Source organism: Collinsella tanakaei (assembly GCF_030373545.1).
In the GTDB taxonomy this organism is placed as follows: Bacteria; Actinomycetota; Coriobacteriia; order Coriobacteriales; family Coriobacteriaceae; genus Collinsella; species Collinsella tanakaei_C.
In genome coordinates this window covers 1-15,596 of record NZ_JAUDCO010000002.1, presented here as the reverse complement: position 1 = coordinate 15,596, position 15,596 = coordinate 1, and the positions used below count along the sequence as shown (strand labels likewise).

At 65.3% G+C, this 15,596-nt stretch carries 12 protein-coding genes; 9 read left to right on the top strand and 3 right to left on the bottom strand.

The features are described 5' to 3' along the window. Window positions 1-205: 205 nt before the first annotated feature. Entirely contained in the window at window positions 206-1,384 is a 1,179-nt protein-coding gene (locus tag QUW00_RS01485; RefSeq protein ID WP_289612637.1) for a cation diffusion facilitator family transporter, read from the top strand. Window positions 1,385-1,410: 26 nt separating this feature from the next. Here the strand turns inward: QUW00_RS01485 and QUW00_RS01480 are convergent, their stop codons facing one another. Continuing rightward, entirely contained in the window at window positions 1,411-2,340 is a 930-nt protein-coding gene (locus tag QUW00_RS01480; protein WP_289612636.1) for a ketopantoate reductase family protein, read from the bottom strand. Window positions 2,341-2,770: 430 nt separating this feature from the next. On the opposite strand from QUW00_RS01480, the gene QUW00_RS01475 reads away from it, so the two are divergent. Further along, complete coding sequence (locus QUW00_RS01475; RefSeq protein WP_289612635.1) at window positions 2,771-4,717, top strand: alpha-amylase family protein; 1,947 nt, start codon at window positions 2,771-2,773, stop codon at window positions 4,715-4,717. Window positions 4,718-4,922: 205 nt separating this feature from the next. Here QUW00_RS01475 and QUW00_RS01470 read toward each other — a convergent pair whose 3' ends face one another. Beyond that, window positions 4,923-6,926: an elongation factor G gene (locus QUW00_RS01470; RefSeq protein ID WP_289612634.1), complete on the bottom strand. Its 2,004-nt coding sequence runs from the start codon at window positions 6,924-6,926 to the stop codon at window positions 4,923-4,925. A gap of 484 nt (window positions 6,927-7,410) precedes the next feature. Here QUW00_RS01470 and QUW00_RS01465 point away from each other — a divergent pair, with 484 nt between their 5' ends. From QUW00_RS01465 to QUW00_RS01440, 6 genes are all read left to right on the top strand, one after another. Then, on the top strand, window positions 7,411-7,785 hold the full coding sequence (locus QUW00_RS01465) for a VOC family protein (RefSeq protein ID WP_289612633.1): 375 nt from the start codon (window positions 7,411-7,413) through the stop codon (window positions 7,783-7,785). A 34-nt stretch (window positions 7,786-7,819) separates the two neighbouring features. Continuing rightward, window positions 7,820-8,101 (top strand): DUF2087 domain-containing protein, encoded by a 282-nt coding sequence (locus QUW00_RS01460; RefSeq protein WP_289612632.1) that lies wholly within the window; start codon window positions 7,820-7,822, stop codon window positions 8,099-8,101. Window positions 8,102-8,271: 170 nt separating this feature from the next. Continuing rightward, window positions 8,272-8,814, top strand: a complete 543-nt coding sequence (locus QUW00_RS01455) for a hypothetical protein (protein WP_289612631.1) — start codon at window positions 8,272-8,274, stop codon at window positions 8,812-8,814. Between the two features lie 177 nt (window positions 8,815-8,991). Beyond that, the gene (locus QUW00_RS01450) at window positions 8,992-9,873 is read left to right on the top strand and encodes a hypothetical protein (protein WP_289612630.1); all 882 of its coding nucleotides are present in this window, start codon (window positions 8,992-8,994) and stop codon (window positions 9,871-9,873) included. A 14-nt stretch (window positions 9,874-9,887) separates the two neighbouring features. Next, on the top strand, window positions 9,888-10,565 hold the full coding sequence (locus tag QUW00_RS01445; protein WP_289612629.1) for an ABC transporter ATP-binding protein: 678 nt from the start codon (window positions 9,888-9,890) through the stop codon (window positions 10,563-10,565). A gap of 9 nt (window positions 10,566-10,574) precedes the next feature. Then, window positions 10,575-12,170, top strand: coding sequence for a hypothetical protein (locus QUW00_RS01440; protein ID WP_289612628.1), 1,596 nt, complete (start codon window positions 10,575-10,577; stop codon window positions 12,168-12,170). 47 nt (window positions 12,171-12,217) lie between these two features. Here QUW00_RS01440 and QUW00_RS01435 read toward each other — a convergent pair whose 3' ends face one another. Continuing rightward, complete coding sequence (locus tag QUW00_RS01435) at window positions 12,218-12,847, bottom strand: TetR/AcrR family transcriptional regulator (protein ID WP_289612627.1); 630 nt, start codon at window positions 12,845-12,847, stop codon at window positions 12,218-12,220. 154 nt (window positions 12,848-13,001) lie between these two features. Between QUW00_RS01435 and QUW00_RS01430 the strand changes: the two genes are divergently transcribed. Continuing rightward, the coding region (locus QUW00_RS01430; RefSeq protein ID WP_289612626.1) for a YhgE/Pip domain-containing protein at window positions 13,002-15,596 on the top strand (2,595 nt) is incomplete at its 3' end.

Genomic DNA, 15,596 nt, shown 5'->3' with positions numbered 1-15,596 from the left:
GTCACGCGCTTCACATCAAATGATTCGACAAAAGGTCTTGACCAAGATATTGTGGACGCCGGAATCGGCGGTGCGGAGAGCGCGGACCGTCGGCATTCGACGCGGCGTCGTGTCACGCGTTCGCAACGGTGACAATCGTCGCCGGGCGAAGCGCAAGGCAGCCGAGCACAGGGGTACAATACAGCCTCACAAGGAGGAATCACCCATGACCGAATGGCTCGTCAGACACTTTGTCCGCAACTTCACCGACACCGCAGACCCCGTCGTGCGCACGCGCTACGGGCAGTTCGCCGGCATCGTCGGCATCGTGTGCAACGTCTTGCTCTGCATGGCGAAAGGCGCCATCGGCGTGCTCGCGGGCTCGGTATCCATCGTCGCCGACGCCGTCAACAACCTGTCGGATGCGGCGAGCAACATCGTGAGCCTGCTCGGCTTCAAGCTCGCGAGTCGGCCCGCCGACCCCGAGCACCCCTACGGCCATGGACGCTACGAGTATCTCGCCGGCCTCGTCGTGGCCGCGCTCGTGCTCGCGATTGGCATCAACCTCGTCGGCTCATCGATCGAGAAAATCCTGCACCCCACGCCCGTGGAGTTCAACGCCGTACTCGTCGCGATCCTGACGCTCTCCATTGTCGTGAAGCTGTGGATGGCCGCCTTCAACCGCTCAATCGGCCGGCGCATCGGCTCCGAGACACTCGAGGCGACCGCTGTCGACTCGCGCAACGACGTCATCTCGACATCCGCGGTACTGCTGTCCGCCGTCGTTGCCCATGTCGCCGATATCCAGCTCGACGGCATCGTCGGCGCAGCGGTCGGCCTGTTCATCGTATGGAGCGGCATCGGCCTCGTGCGCGACACCGTCAATCCCCTGCTCGGCCAGGCGCCCTCGCCCGAGCTCGTCGAGCACATCCGCGCCAAGATCATGTCCTACCCCGGCGTGCTGGGCACCCACGACCTCATGGTTCACGACTACGGTCCGGGGCGTCAGTTCGCGAGCGCCCACGTCGAGATGGCGGCGGAGGCGGACCCCCTCGAGAGCCATGACCTCATCGACAACATCGAGCAGGACTTCAAAAACGATGACGGGCTCGTCGTCACCCTGCATTACGACCCGATCGTGACCGACGACCCGACCGTCGCGAACATGCGCAATTGGATCGACCAGGCGGTGAAGATCATCGACCCGCGCATCACCATCCACGACCTGCGCTGCGTCCCCGGCCCCACGCATACCAACGTCATCTTTGACTGCGTGCGCCCGACCGACCTGCCGCTTTCCGAGGACGCGCTTCGCCGACGGGTCTCGGACATCGTGCGCGACCACTATCCGCGCACGATTCCCAAGATCACCATCGACGAAAGCTACGTGAGCTCCGCGCAGTGACCGCGTGACGCCGCTCGGGCGCTATTTCACAGGGCTGCAGAGACGTAGGTCTCCTCAATCTCATGAACGCGCCGGTACAGCCAGCGGTTCTGCGGCACGAGGATGCCGTGGCGCTCGGCAAGGCGGATGATGGTCCCCGCGAACTCCTCCACCTCGCTCGGCTTTTTATTGATGCGGTCCTGCGCCATCGAAGGCAAGCCATCAGGCGTCAACGACTCGAACATCGCGTACATCTGGCACAGGTCGTCCTCCGTCACATCGACGCCCTCCGCACGCGCCACCGCGAGCGCCTCGCGCATGGCGGCGATCAGACACCGGTGCTCCTCGCTCTCCGGCTTGCATACTGCGCCGTAATCGCATCCAAAGACCATGCAGGTCTGGTTGACGCCGACGTTGGTCATAAGCTTCGTCCACATGCGATGGCGGATGTCCTCCTCGACCGCATGCACGATTCCCGCACGGTCGAGAAACGCATCGATCGCCTCGACGACGCCCGGCGCCGTCTGGGGCGCGGCGCCGAAGCGGATCTCGCCCGGATGGGTATAGGTGAGCTCGCCGCCGATAAAAACCGCGTCCATACCCTGGGTGACGCTCAGCACCAGATGCTCCCAGCCGTAGCGCTTGGCGATGCGCTCCTCACTGGTCACACCGTTCAGCAGCGACATGATCGCCGTGTCGGGACCGACCAGGGGCGCCATGGTCTCAATCGCTGCACCAAGCCCCGTCGCCTTCACGGCCAAGATCACCAGATCGACCGGCTCGGCGCTGCTCGCAGGAATCGTCGCCATGTCGCACGGCTCGCCGTTGATGGTCACGACCTCTCCCGCATGGCGTGCAAAGCGCGCATCGTCCATGACGTAGACGACGGCGTCGTGCCCGACGTTTCGCGCGATCTTGCTGCCGTGCAGAAGTCCGACCGCACCCTTGCCGATGATGGCGACCCGCTCGATAGCCATGGTTCCTCCCTCATTCCATGACGCCGGCAACCGCTGGGCTGCGCGTCCTATCCATCCAACGTTTGACTGTATTTGACTGTATCGAAAGTCTACGCCAGCCGCACGCGCCGGCGCGCGCGGACGCCCCAGTTACTTCACGACCAAGATATCGCATTCCGTACGCACGCGCCGGCGCGCGCGGACGCCCCCAAGACATGTCGCCGCAATGCGGCGCGCATGGGCGCCACAGCGCCATGTCCGCTGTGCACGACACCGCGCCACCCTCACATCTTCACGCCGACCTGCACCTGGTGCGTGGTCGAATGCCGTCCCGATATGCATCTATGCAACGAGTCGAAACCATCGTGCTCATGAGGGGTGTGAACGTTCCCAGCCGGACATAGAATGAACGCGTTGAACCCCCATGCAGGCACAAGGAGAGGGATGGCCCATGGCGAACATGACGAAGACCACGGAGAGCGCAGCACCCGCCTCCCCCGCGACGGCACCGGACACGACTGCCGCCACCCCCGCAAGCAAACCCGCCATGCGCATGACCCGCGCCCGCGCCGACGCCATCTTCGCTGAGCGCATGGCGCGCCATCGCGATGAGCTGCGCTGGCTCTACATGGAGCTCTACGACAACGGCGATATGTTCGCCGAGCTCTGCGACGGGCTGAAGCGCTTCTTCGACGAGCGCGACAACAAGCTCAAGAAGCTCGACCTCGCACGCGAGGAGGCCGGCGCGTGGTACCGCGCGACCAACATGCTCGGCATGCAGATGTACATCGACAATTTCGCCGGCACCATCAAAGGCGTCGAGAAGAATCTCCCCTATATCGAGCGATGCGGCGTCAACTACATCCATCTCATGCCGTTCCTCGACACGCCCGCCGACAAGAGCCGCTCGGACGGCGGCTACGCGGTCTCGGATTTCCGACGCGTGAACCCCGCGCTCGGCACCATGGACGACCTCGCGCACCTCGCCTCAAAATGCCACGCACGCGGCATCAGCCTGTGCATGGACTTCGTCATGAACCACACCTCCGACGAGCATGAGTGGGCCCGGCGCGCCCGCGCCGGCGAGGGCGAGTACATGAGCCGCTACTTCTTCGTGCGCGATCAGGGCATCATCGACCGCTACACGCGCGACGTGCCGCAGGTCTTCCCCACCACCGCACCCGGCCACTTCACCTACCTGCCCGAACTTGACCAGTGCGTGATGACGCAGTTCTACCCCTACCAGTGGGATCTCAACTACCGCAACCCGCGCGTGTTCAACGAGATGATGTACAACTTCCTGTTCCTGGCAAACCAGGGCATCGACATCATCCGCATCGATGCGGTCCCCTACATCTGGAAGCAGCTCGGCACCAACTGCCGCAACCTCAAGCAGGTCCACACTATCGTGCGCATGATGCGCATGATCGGCGAGATCGTGTGCCCGGGCATCGTGCTTCTGGGCGAGGTCGTCATGGCGCCGGTGGAGGTCGCGCCGTACTTCGGCACCGTCGAGAAGCCCGAGTGCCACATGCTCTACAACGTGACCACCATGGCGACCACCTGGAATACCGTCGCGACGCGCGATGCGCGCCTGCTGCGCCAGCAGACCGACATCGTATGCTCGCTGCCCCGTAGCTACACCTTCCTCAACTATCTGCGCTGCCACGACGATATCGGCTGGGGCTTGGATTACGGGACGCTCTCGACGTGGGGCATGGCGGAAGTGCCGCACAAGGCGTACCTGAACGACTACTTCCAGGGCCATACGCCCGGCAGCGTCTCGCGCGGCGAGCTCTACAACGCCGACCCCGTCACGGGCGATGCGCGCTTCTGCGCCACCACCGCATCCATGTGCGGCATCGAGGCGGCCGGCTTCGAAGGCGACGACGAGGCGATGGAGGTTGCCATCCGCAAGGACATCATGTTGCACGCCTACATGTTCACGCAGTCGGGGCTGCCCATCATCTACAGCGGCGACGAAGTCGGCCAGGTCAATGACTACACCTACAAGGACGACCCCGAGAAGGCCGAGGACTCCCGCTACATCCACCGCGGCGCATTCGACTGGCGGCTTGCAGAGAACATCGACGGACCCGGGTCCGTCCAGCAGCGGATCTTTAACGCCTTGCGCACGCTTGAGGATATCCGCCGCAGCGAGCCGGTGTTCTCGGCCGATGCCGACGTGCGCACCAAGAACTACGACGACGCCTCGATCCTGTGGATCGTGCGCAGCTTCGGCGACAGGACGCTGCACGCCGTGTTCAACTTCAGCGACGACGCCAAGACGATCTGGATGCCCGAGGCTGCCGCATACACCGATCTGGTAGCCGGCACGACCGCCGAGGTCGCGACCGTCGATATGCCAAGCTGGGGTTTTGCCTGGATGCTGCGCTGAGAACGCGAGGGCTTCCTCTTTATCTCAAAAAAAAATGGTTTACGGTGCGGTTTACGGCGGGATGGCCGAGTATCATCGCCGACGCTCGAAGCAAACGCGCTGGTAGCGAGCTTGCGGTTTCAGCGGTCTACTCGGCAGGTCATCCATAAACCGAACCGTAAACGCACATGCGCTTCGCAGGGAGCGCCGAGCACCCCTGCGCGCGCTACCCCCGCGCGAAAAACGAGGCGTCGGCTTCGCGCCAGGGACGCAGGCGCGCGGGATCGACCTCCACGTGCGCCTGCTCGGCGACCTCGTGCCACTTGACGGTATAGCCCGCCCCGTGCGCGCAGAAGACCGAATCCGGCGTGTTGGGCAGATCGGCCTCCGGATCGTAGGCGGCCTCGGCAATCACGCGTTCCGCGTCGTGGCATTCCCGATACCCGGCATATTCGAGCGCCAGACGTCCAAGCCCCGCCGTGTAGCCCGTCACGTCGAGCGCGTACTCGCGCATCTCTGATGCCGGCGCGAATCCGACGAGCGTGGCGACCTCCCCCGCTGTCGCTGGCGGATCGAACGACGCCCCCATGCGCTGCAGGTCGGCGAGCGCCCGCCCGACCTTGTCCGCGGGCACCACCAGGCGGAAGCGGTACCAGGGTTCCAGCAGCTCGCACGCCCCCTGCTCGCGGGCGCACATGAGCGCTTGGCGGATGGCGCGGTAGGTCGCCTGCCGAAAGTCGCCGCCCTCGGTGTGCTTGGCATGCGCGCGACCGGCGAGCAGCGTGATGCGCACGTCAGCGAGCGGCGAGCCGGTCAGCACGCCGAGATGCTCGCGCTCGAGCACATGGGTGAGAATGAGCCGCTGCCAGTTGCGGTCGAGGTCGTCCTCCGAGCAGCGCGTACCGACCTCGATTCCCATCCCGCGCGGCAGGGGCTCGATAAGCAGGTGGGCCTCAGCGTAATGCCGAAGCGGCTCGAAGTGGCCGACACCCTCCGCGGGCGCGCGCAGCGTCTCTTTGTACAGAATGCCGCCCGGACCGAAATCGACGGCTAGACCGAAGCGCTCCGCGAGCACCTGCTGCACGACCTCGCGCTGCACGGCGCCCATGAGCTGCACGTGCACCTCTTGCAGATGCTCCTGCCAGCTCACGCCGAGCAGAGGGTCCTCATCGGCGAGTTCGCGCAGGGCGCGCACCACCGTATGCACGTCGTTCTCGCCGGGGAGCACCTGGTAGGACAGGACGGGGGCGAGCAGCGGCGCCAGACCCTGCGGCTCGGCACCGAGGGCGCTGCCCGGCATCACGTGCGAAAGACCCGTCACCGCGCAGATGCGCCCTGCGGGGACCTCCGTCACCGTTTGAAACGAATCGGCCTGGTAGATGCGGACCTGATCGATCTTTTCCTCCCATACCTCGCCATGGTCGGTGCCCGAGGCGAACATCTTGGCGCGCAGCACCCCGCCGGTGACCTTGAGCCATGCCAGCCGCTCGCCGCGCGACGAACGGCTCACCTTGTACACGCGCGCGGCGAACTCGTCGGGCCACGTGCGCTCGGGCATGAACGATGCGATACCGCGCAGCAGGTCCTCGACGCCGTCGCCGCGCAGCGCCGCCCCCGAAAACACGGGAAAGATGCGACGCTCGGCGACCAGACGGCGAAGCGTCGCGGGGGCGAGCGTGCCAGTCTCGAGATACTCATCGAGCGCCGCCTCGTCGGTCGCCGCGGCGTCCTCCGTTACGGACTCGTCGGCATCGAGCAGGGCCGCACCGTCCAGACACATCGGGTCAAGGCGCCCATGGACCTGCTGCATCAGCGCATCCGGATCGGCGGTGGCAAGGTCCATCTTGTTGACGAACAGGAATGTCGGCACCCGATAGCGCGCAAGCAGGTCCCACATGGTCTCGGTATGCCCCTGGACGCCGTCGTTTGCGCCGATTACGAGCACGGCGCAGTCGAGTGCGCGCAGCGTGCGCTCGGCCTCGGCGGAAAAGTCGACGTGCCCCGGGGCGTCGAGCAGCATGTAATGGAAGCCCTCGAAATCGAACGACGCCTGCGAGGAGAAAATCGTGATCCCGCGCTCGCGCTCCATGACATCGCTGTCCAGGTGCGCATCCCCGCGGTCGACGCGCCCGCGTGCGCGGATGGAGCCCGCTGCGAAGAGCATGGCTTCCGCCAGTGTCGTTTTGCCCGCGTCCACGTGGGCGACAAGCCCCACGACCGCCTGCTTCATGCGCGCCTCCTCGCTTTCGTATCGCGTCCACGATGGTAGCACGCTGAAGATGGCGAAACGCACGCCAAAACGGCAAGGCGGTCTCGGGCGACGTGGCCATTTTGCACGATAGTGCTCCCTCTGATCGATGGGGCAGCCCCTCCGAGCGCACTGGGGCTCGCCCGACTTCGCGAAGTGAGCGCTTCGTTTTGGATTCCTCGAGTGTCCCTCTGCTGCACAGCAAGGAATCCGCAGTTACACGAATTGCAACCTCTGCCGTATACAAAGGGTTTTCGATATGAAGCACTCACTTCGCGAACATCTCGATTCTGACACGGGGCAACTGCTGGTCCCCAGCGCGAGGCGCGCCACTCGCCGAAGGTATCGGCATCCGCCCATGGGCGCGATGGGAAAATGGAGCCGGCCGTCACCATCGCTGGCGAAAAGGGGATGAACCGGACACGTCCCCACCCGTCCGCCGGCACCCGGCGACGAAAGGAATGCCATGTTCGACCATCTCATCATCCATGCGTCCGACCCCGCCGCCATGGCTGCCTACTACGAGCGTGTGCTTGCGACCGTCGGTTATCACAAGGGCGTGGAGTACCCGGGCGGTACGCAGTTCGTCGACGACGAGACGGGTGACGCCGTCTGGATCTCGGCGGCCAAGGAGGGCATCGCCCCCGCGCCGAGCCATTACGCATGGCGCGCCAAGACCACCGACGACGTCCAGGAATTCTACGAGGCTGCGCTCGACGGCGGCACCGATAACGGCGCCCCGGGCCCGCGCGACTACCATCCTGGCTACTATGCCTGCTTCGTGCTCGACCCCGAGGGCAACAACATCGAGGCCGTGCTCCACGATTACATGGCGGACTGATGCGCCGGAACACCCCTCGCCCCAGGAGGCGCCCATGAACGACGACATCGCGCACATCGACGCCGAGTTCCGGCGCCGTTTCACCGATGAGACGGGTCGGGTTGCAACCATACCGCGCAAGGATGTCTATCGGCAGGCGTTGCTGCGCTATGCGACGAGCCGCTTCGAAGAGAACCGGACCTACACCGAGCAGGAGGTCAACTTCATCCTGCTGGATATCGTCGACGACCACGCGTGGCTGCGCCGCATGCTCGTCGACCTCGGATACCTCGAGCGCAGCAACGACGGCCGCGCATACCGCCGTGTTCCGGCATGACATGAGACACTTCGCGGGCAAAGGCACCGCCGGGCAGTCTGCTCATCGATCGACCCGCTCATTTTCGACTCGAAGCTTTACGCGAGCGTTACAGAGCCGTTGAGCCTTACGGGTACGATCGCGATACGCCTCGAAACCATTTCGGGAATCGAGCCGACGAAAGGAATGCCATGGTCGCCTTCGTCCGTCCGCCGACCAGCGATGAAATGCAATACGCTGGGGACATCATCCGCGGAAAGCGCTCCCGCGACGCGCTCATCATCGTGACCTTCACGGTTCTTGGCGCGATATTCGGCGTCGTCATCGGGTTTTCCGGCGCAGCCGCCCATGATGAGCCCGTCAACCCAGCGTTCGTCCTTGCCTGTCTCGGCATCGTCGCCGTCACATTCGCCATCGTCGCCACCATGGTTCTCTTTTCCTGCCGTTCCCTCAAGGCGGTATGCAAGGCATGGGCACCAGCGCGTGCTATTGTCGCCGTCGTCGGAATCATCGTCGCATACAAAGTATTCAACAACGTGCGTCTCTCTTTGTTTATGGGAACGACCGTCCAGCAAGTCGTCACCGTCAACGCTATGGGCCTCGTATTTGCCCTATTGTTCTTGAATCTCGGTGTCCGGCTCATCTTCCTCGTATATTGCATGGTCACCGGCCGAGACGAGGACGAGATCGTCACGCACAACATCTCGGCGAACCACGAGGAGGAGCGAAAGTAAGGGCTGCAAGCTATCGGCGAGACGATCGTGTGCCTGCCTTCTCGGGTACCATGGGGAAAAGATATTGAAGAAGTCGATGACCGACCTGTCAGTCTTTGAGATATGCCCGACCGGGCATACGACTGATCGGGGAAGCCGCCTTCGTCTCACTCTATCCGCCCTAGCGAAAGGCCGCCCATGAAGCTTCGCATCGCGATCATCGCGCTCGCCTGTCTCGGTGCCGTTGTCGGCATCGCCGGCTGCACGACCAACGGCACACGGCGCACCGAAGGAAGCGACGCAGGACAGCAAGAGGGACAGCAGGAGTTTGAGAGCACCGCGATGGTCCTTCGCCTGGGCGACGACAGCCTGCTGCTTGTCGACCGGGACACCGAGACGCCCTTCGTCCCGACCGCGATCGGCGACGCCGAGATCGTCGACATCGATGGCGCCGCCATCGCGCCTGAGGACCTCGAGCCCGGCAACGTCGTGCGCATAACCGGCAACGGCATCATGCTCGAGAGCTATCCCGGACAGTATCCCGGCATCACCCGCGTCGAGGTTATCGACGAAGGGGCGCCCGGGGACGCCGCCGCCTACGACGAGCTCGTCTCCCAGCTCTGGAGCGAGCCCGATCCCTCGCAGCCGGCAAGCGCCTCACTCGACTACACCACCGATCTCGCGGCGGTCTCGCTGATGCCCCTCACCAACGGCTTCACCTGGAGCTTTAAGGAGGACGGGCAGATGCAGACCGTCGTTGCCGACGTCCCCCACCCCACGCAGATCTCCCGCGACGACATCCCTGATGCGTGCATCGACGACGCCATCGAGGCCGCACTCGCCCTCGACCGCCCTGCCCGCTCGGTATCGGTCACGCGCTGGAGGGAGGACGCCATCGCGGCGGCTGCCGAGAAAGCCGGTTCCCCTTCGGATATCGATGCGGACGCGCTTTCCGGCGAGCAGGTCGAGGTAGCACTCGTCGACAGCACGGCAACGCTCACCATCGAGCCCGGTTGGCGCTATTGCGCGAAGGTCACCTTTGACGAGGGCACCGTGAGCTACGTGTTCACGGTGCGGTAAGCGAAAGGCTCGCCATGGACATCCTCGATGTTCGAGACATCGCGTTCGGCTATGGGCGCGCCAATATCTGGGAGCAGGTGACCTTCTCGCTCGCTGCGGGTGACGTCGCCCTGCTCGTCGGCCCCAACGGTGCGGGAAAATCCACGCTTCTGCGCTGCCTTGCGGGCTGGGAGCGGCTCCGCGAGGGCGCCATCCTGCTCAACGGCACCACGCTCGAACGCGCCAAGCCCGTCGAGCGAAGCCGCATGGCGTTCGTCGCGGACGTCCCCGCGTTCTACGACGACCTTACCGCATACGAGCATGTCGAGCTCTTGGGGCGGGCTAACGGCTGGGACGACGAGCGCTGGGACGAGGCCGACCGCCTGCTCGAGCGCTTCGGCATCGCGCGCTTTTGCGACCAGTATCCGCAAAGCTTCTCGCGGGGCATGCGCGAGAAGCTCGCCTGCACACTCGCCTTGGCCGTCCAGCCAGATCTTTTGATGCTCGACGAGCCCACCGGCCCGCTCGACCCCACCTCCGCGCGCGTGCTCGAGGAGGAGCTCGCCCGTGCCGCCGCTTGCGGCTGCGCCATAATCATGAGCTGCCACCATGCGCTCGAAACGCTCCAGCCCACCTGCATGCTCATGCTCAGGGACGGAAGGCTGGAGCATCTTGAAGGCCCCGTCGACGATGCGTTTTGGAAATCCGTATAGGTGACGATCATGTTCGATGGTCTTTCCACCATGCTTTGGCTCAAGCGCAAACACCTGCGCGCCTCCGCCAACTTCTGGCTGTGGGCGGCCGGTGCTGACTTGGACGACACGCGCGATTTGAGCGAACGAATCTACCTGCTCTACGTGGCGGTCATCGTCTGCGGATGCACTGTCGCGTGCTGGCTGTGGATATTGGGCCTCGTTACCGGATCCGCGCAGACCGACAGCCCCGAGATGGCAGCCGTCACCGCCGATATCGCCCCGCTCATCGCGGGAGCCGCCCTTGCGCTCCCCGTCTGCGCGGCAGCCCTGTGGTCAGTTCGCGCCGCCTGGCGTGCACCCTGGGCCGTCTCCGCGCCCGACGCCGCCTGGCTCGCGCAGACGCCCGTGGCACTTGCCGGCTGGAACCTCGTCGACCTCGTACCGCGAATGGCCGCGCGCTGCCTCATGGGAGGCGCTGCGGGCTACCTCGTCGCAGCCTTCGTCGCAACGGCGCTCGGCACCCAAACCGACCTCGTAACCTGCCTGCCCTACGCGATGACCGCAGGCCTGATGACGGGTGCGGCATATACCCTCGCCTGGATCGTTGGAGAGGTCCGTCTGCGCATGGTGGGCAGACGGCGCCTCGCCCTCGTCTGCGCCATCGCCGCGGCGGGCATCATGCTCGTCGTCACGACCGGTGCGCTCCTCCCCCGGTTCGCTGGCATTGCTCAAGCGCCGATCTTCGGCAAGCCCGGAGCATCCGCACCCATCGCTGCTGCAGCAGGTACGCTTCTGCTCGTCGCGACGAGCGCGGTCGTCGCCCGCACTCTACCTGCCTGCGCGCTCACGTGCGATGCCGGCGACGCCTCCGTCTACGCGGTGCGCCGCATGGCGGTCTACAACCCCAAGCTCTACCGCAGCCTCATCAAAAGCCGTCGCGCGGCGCGGCGTCGCCCTATCGGCCACATGCCATGCATCAGGGGAACGGCAACGGTCCTCGCGCGCTCCGCCATCTCGCTCGTTCGCAGATACGACATGCTGCCGCAGCTGCTGGGGGCTGGCGCCGTCCTGGCGCCGATGGGCGTCGCGTTGCTTTCCGGCTCCCTTGCCGAGATGAGCGCCGCGTCCGGCATGCTCGGAGGGGCAACGGGCGGGCGCATCCTCGGTGCCGCCTCATGGCTGCTGTTTGCGCTCTCCTGTTCCGAGCTCCCGCGCGCAATCGCCCGGACGTTCACCGACGATATGGGCAACCGCTTCATGCGCGACCACTTGCCTGTGTCGACGGCGGCGCTGCTCGCGCTGGACGCCCTTCCCGCGCTCGCCGTCACCGCCGCGGCATCGCTTCTCGTCTGCACCCCCATCGCATGGGGCTCGGGTATCGTCTCGGCGCTTGGCGCATTCTCGTCCGTGCTTGCCCTCGATATCGTGTTTGCGCTCTGCGGCGCGCTTGACGCAGCCGAGCGCACGCCGGGAAGACCGCGCCTATCCTGCGAAAGCGCACTGGGACTCACTGCGCTGGTCTCAGCTGCCGCCTGCGCCCTGATGCCGCCCGAGCTCGTCCCGTTCGCGTTCTGGGCGACTGCGGCAATCGTGGGCCTCGTCACCGTGACAGCACTCCGTTAGCCCTGGCAATCAGCTCAATTTTGTCGCGAAACGCAGGCGGCACCTCGTCACGCGCCGATACCGTGGAACACCACATCGAGCACGCCGTGGGCGAATGCCTCGGGGTCGCCCGCGGCATCGACCGCCTCGCCGGCGTATTCGGAGATCGCGAAGGCGCCGATGATGGCGACCGCCACCAGATGGCTGTTGGCATCCGGCTTGACGAGCCCCTCGACCTTGGCCCGCTCGAGCTGCGCCTCGAGCACCGCGATGATGCGCTCCATGCGCTCCTTGATGTGCGGAAGCACCTCGTGCTCCACATCCCAGATGCCATGGGCGAGCGCAAGCGTAAGCGCGCTGCCGGGACGGACCGCATGCGCGAGTGCGCCGACGAGCCCCAGAATCGAAGCGCGCGAGGAAGGAGCCTGGGCGACCGCGGCCTCGACGTCGGCGACAAGCCCTTCCATCGCCCGATCGAAGATCGCCTGCACAAGTGATCCCTTATCGGCGAAATAGTAGTAGAGGGCGCCTTTGGAGATGCCGCACCGATCGGACACCTCGCCGATCTGAAAGCCCGTACCGCCGCGCTCGACCATGAGCTGGGTTGCGGCGGCCATGATTTTCTCGCGCGTCGCGGCGCTCTTCGCCGTTTTGGCGCTCGCGCCACCCTGTTCCGTTCCGTCGGCCCGCTTCACCATACCGTCTCCTTCGCTCAGCTTATCCACCGGAAAGTGTAGCATCGCTTACGTTTTTTGAATTTTTTTCAAAAAACTTGGATGAGCGTGCATAAGAACCCATCCACTCGGATACAACATTCCAACACTTTGTCATCGAATCGTCGTGGGGGACGCCGTGGGTACCGTCTTGCAAATCTTCATCAGGGACCTTAAGCGCATCGCGCGCAATCCCGCCGCCATCGTCATCGCGCTCGGCGTGTGCATCATCCCGTCGCTGTACGCATGGATCAACATCCTGGCCAACTGGAACCCCTATGAGAACACGGGGACCGTGCCGGTGGAGGTCGTCATCGAGGACGAGGGCGCAACGGTGCCCGGGCTGGGAGACGTCAACGCCGGCGAGATGATCCGCGAACGGCTTGCAGAGAACCACCAGCTCGATTGGACCTTCTCCCCCAACGAGGACGATGCCGTGTCCGAGGTCGAGGCGGGCCGCGCCTATGCGGCGATCGTCATCCCCCGCGACTTCTCGGCGACACTCGCAGGCGTGGTCGACGGCAAGCCGAAGACGGCGGATATCGCCTACTACGTCAACGAGAAGACCAACGCCATCGCGCCCAAGGTGACCGACACCGGCGCGACCACGCTCGAGGCCCAGATTGAAAGCGAGTTCATGCGCGTGGTGGGCGATACCGTGGCCGACAAGCTCAAAGGGGCCGCCTCATCCGCGACCGCAAGCGTCGACCAGACGGCCCAGGATGCCGCGGGGAGCCTCCACGACACCGCGGCGGCACTCACCGCGCTGGCAGACGACTTGGACGGTGCGCAGCGGCGCATCGGATCGGCTCGACAGACCGTCGGGGACGCCCGGGGCGCCCTGGAGCAGATCGCCGACTCGACCTCGTCGCTTGCCGATTCGCTCGACCGCGCGCAGGACGCTCTCGGCACCGCGCGCTCCGGTACCCAGACGCTCGCAGGCCAGCTCGCAGGCGACATGGGCACCGACGCGAGAACCATCGCCGGCATCTCGTCGAAAGCCTCCTACGACATCGGAGAGCTCGCCGGAGACATCGGCTGGGCGCAGGGCAAGATCGATGCCGCCATCGCGCAGATCCGCGCCCTCAACGATACGGTGCGCAACCTCATGACCTCGCTTGAGAACGCCCGCGATGCAATCGAGGCGCTCGACGGCGCCGATCAAAACGGTCTGCGAACGCAAGCGCTCCAGCAGATCGATACGGAAATCGGCCTGCTTTCCGATCTATCCGACGAGCAGCTGGCCCAGCTCGACCGACTGCAGGAGCTATCAGACGACATCAAGGCGGCCGCCGATGGCGTGCGCGACCTGTCGAGCTCGTTGAACGGGAGCATTCAGGACGGAGCAGACGCCTTGAGCGACCTGCAGGCACAGCTTTCCGGCGTCATCGGACCGCAGATCTCGTCCTCACTCGATGCCTTCGCCGACGCGGGCGGGCGCCTGTCGGGCGCCGTGGGCTCAATCGCCCCGATCGCGTCGCAGGCCGCGTCGTCTCTCGACCAACTCGACGCCCTGCTCGCCCAGGCAGCCGACACCATCGAAGATACGTCCGCCTCGCTGCGGGAAGCTGCAACGGACATCGACGGGCTCGCCGCTGACATCGACACCCTCGGCGGCGCCGAGGCCTTCGCCGATCTGCGCGACCTTGTCCACCTCGACCCCACCGAGGTCGGTTCGTTCATGAGCGCACCGGCAGCCCTGGTCGCGCACGCGGTCTTCCCCGTGGATACCTATGGCGCGGGCGTGGCGCCGTTCTACACCAACCTGGCGCTGTGGGTCGGCGGCTTCGTGCTCGTCGCCATCTACAAACTGGAGGTCGACCCGGAAGGCCTCGGGGCCATCGCACCCTGGCAGGGCTTCTTCGGACGCTGGCTGCTGCTTGCGGTGCTGGGGCAGCTGCAGGCGATCATCTGCTGCGCAGGCGTGATCGCACTCGGCATCCAGTGCGTGGCGCCGGTCGCCTACGTCTTCGCAGGCATGGTCGAGTCGCTCATCTACGTGCTCATCGTCTATGCGCTCGCCGTCGCCTTCAAGCACATCGGCAAGGCGCTCGGCGTCCTGCTCGTGGTGCTGCAGATTCCGGGCACCTCGGGGACCTATCCCATCGAGATGATGCCGGGCTTTTTCCGCGCCCTGCACCCCTGGCTGCCCTTCACCTACGGCATCGACGCCATGCGCGAGGCGGTCGCCGGCTTTTACGGGGACTTCTACGCCCGCAGCTTGGCGACCCTGCTGCTGTTCGCGATACCGGCGCTGCTCGTCGGCATCGGCGCGCGGCGGCATCTCGTGGGCATCAACACCCTGTTCGACCGCAGGCTCGCCGAGACCGACCTCATGATCGCCGAGCATGATGTCGCCGAGGACGCGCTAGACAAGCGCGGCGGCGAGAGCTTCGTGAGCGCCGGCGCCTGGGTCGCCGACCCGCAGCGGGCAACGCGCTTCGAGCGTCGCTACCCCATGCTTATCGGCCGCGGGCTGGTCATCCTCGCCGTGGTGCCGGCGACCCTGCTGCTCGCCCTGCTGGCGCTTCCCGCCAAGTTCGCCCTGCTCATCTGTTGGATCGTATCGCTCACGGCGACGTGCGCCTACTTGATCACCGTCGAGTACCTGCATGAACGGGCGCGCAAGATCCTCGCCGACGACGCCGGGCGGGTACATCGCACGGCGTCATGCGACGGCTATGCCCGCCCATCCGCCCCCGTTCCCCCTATCTCCTGTCTCTTATACACATCT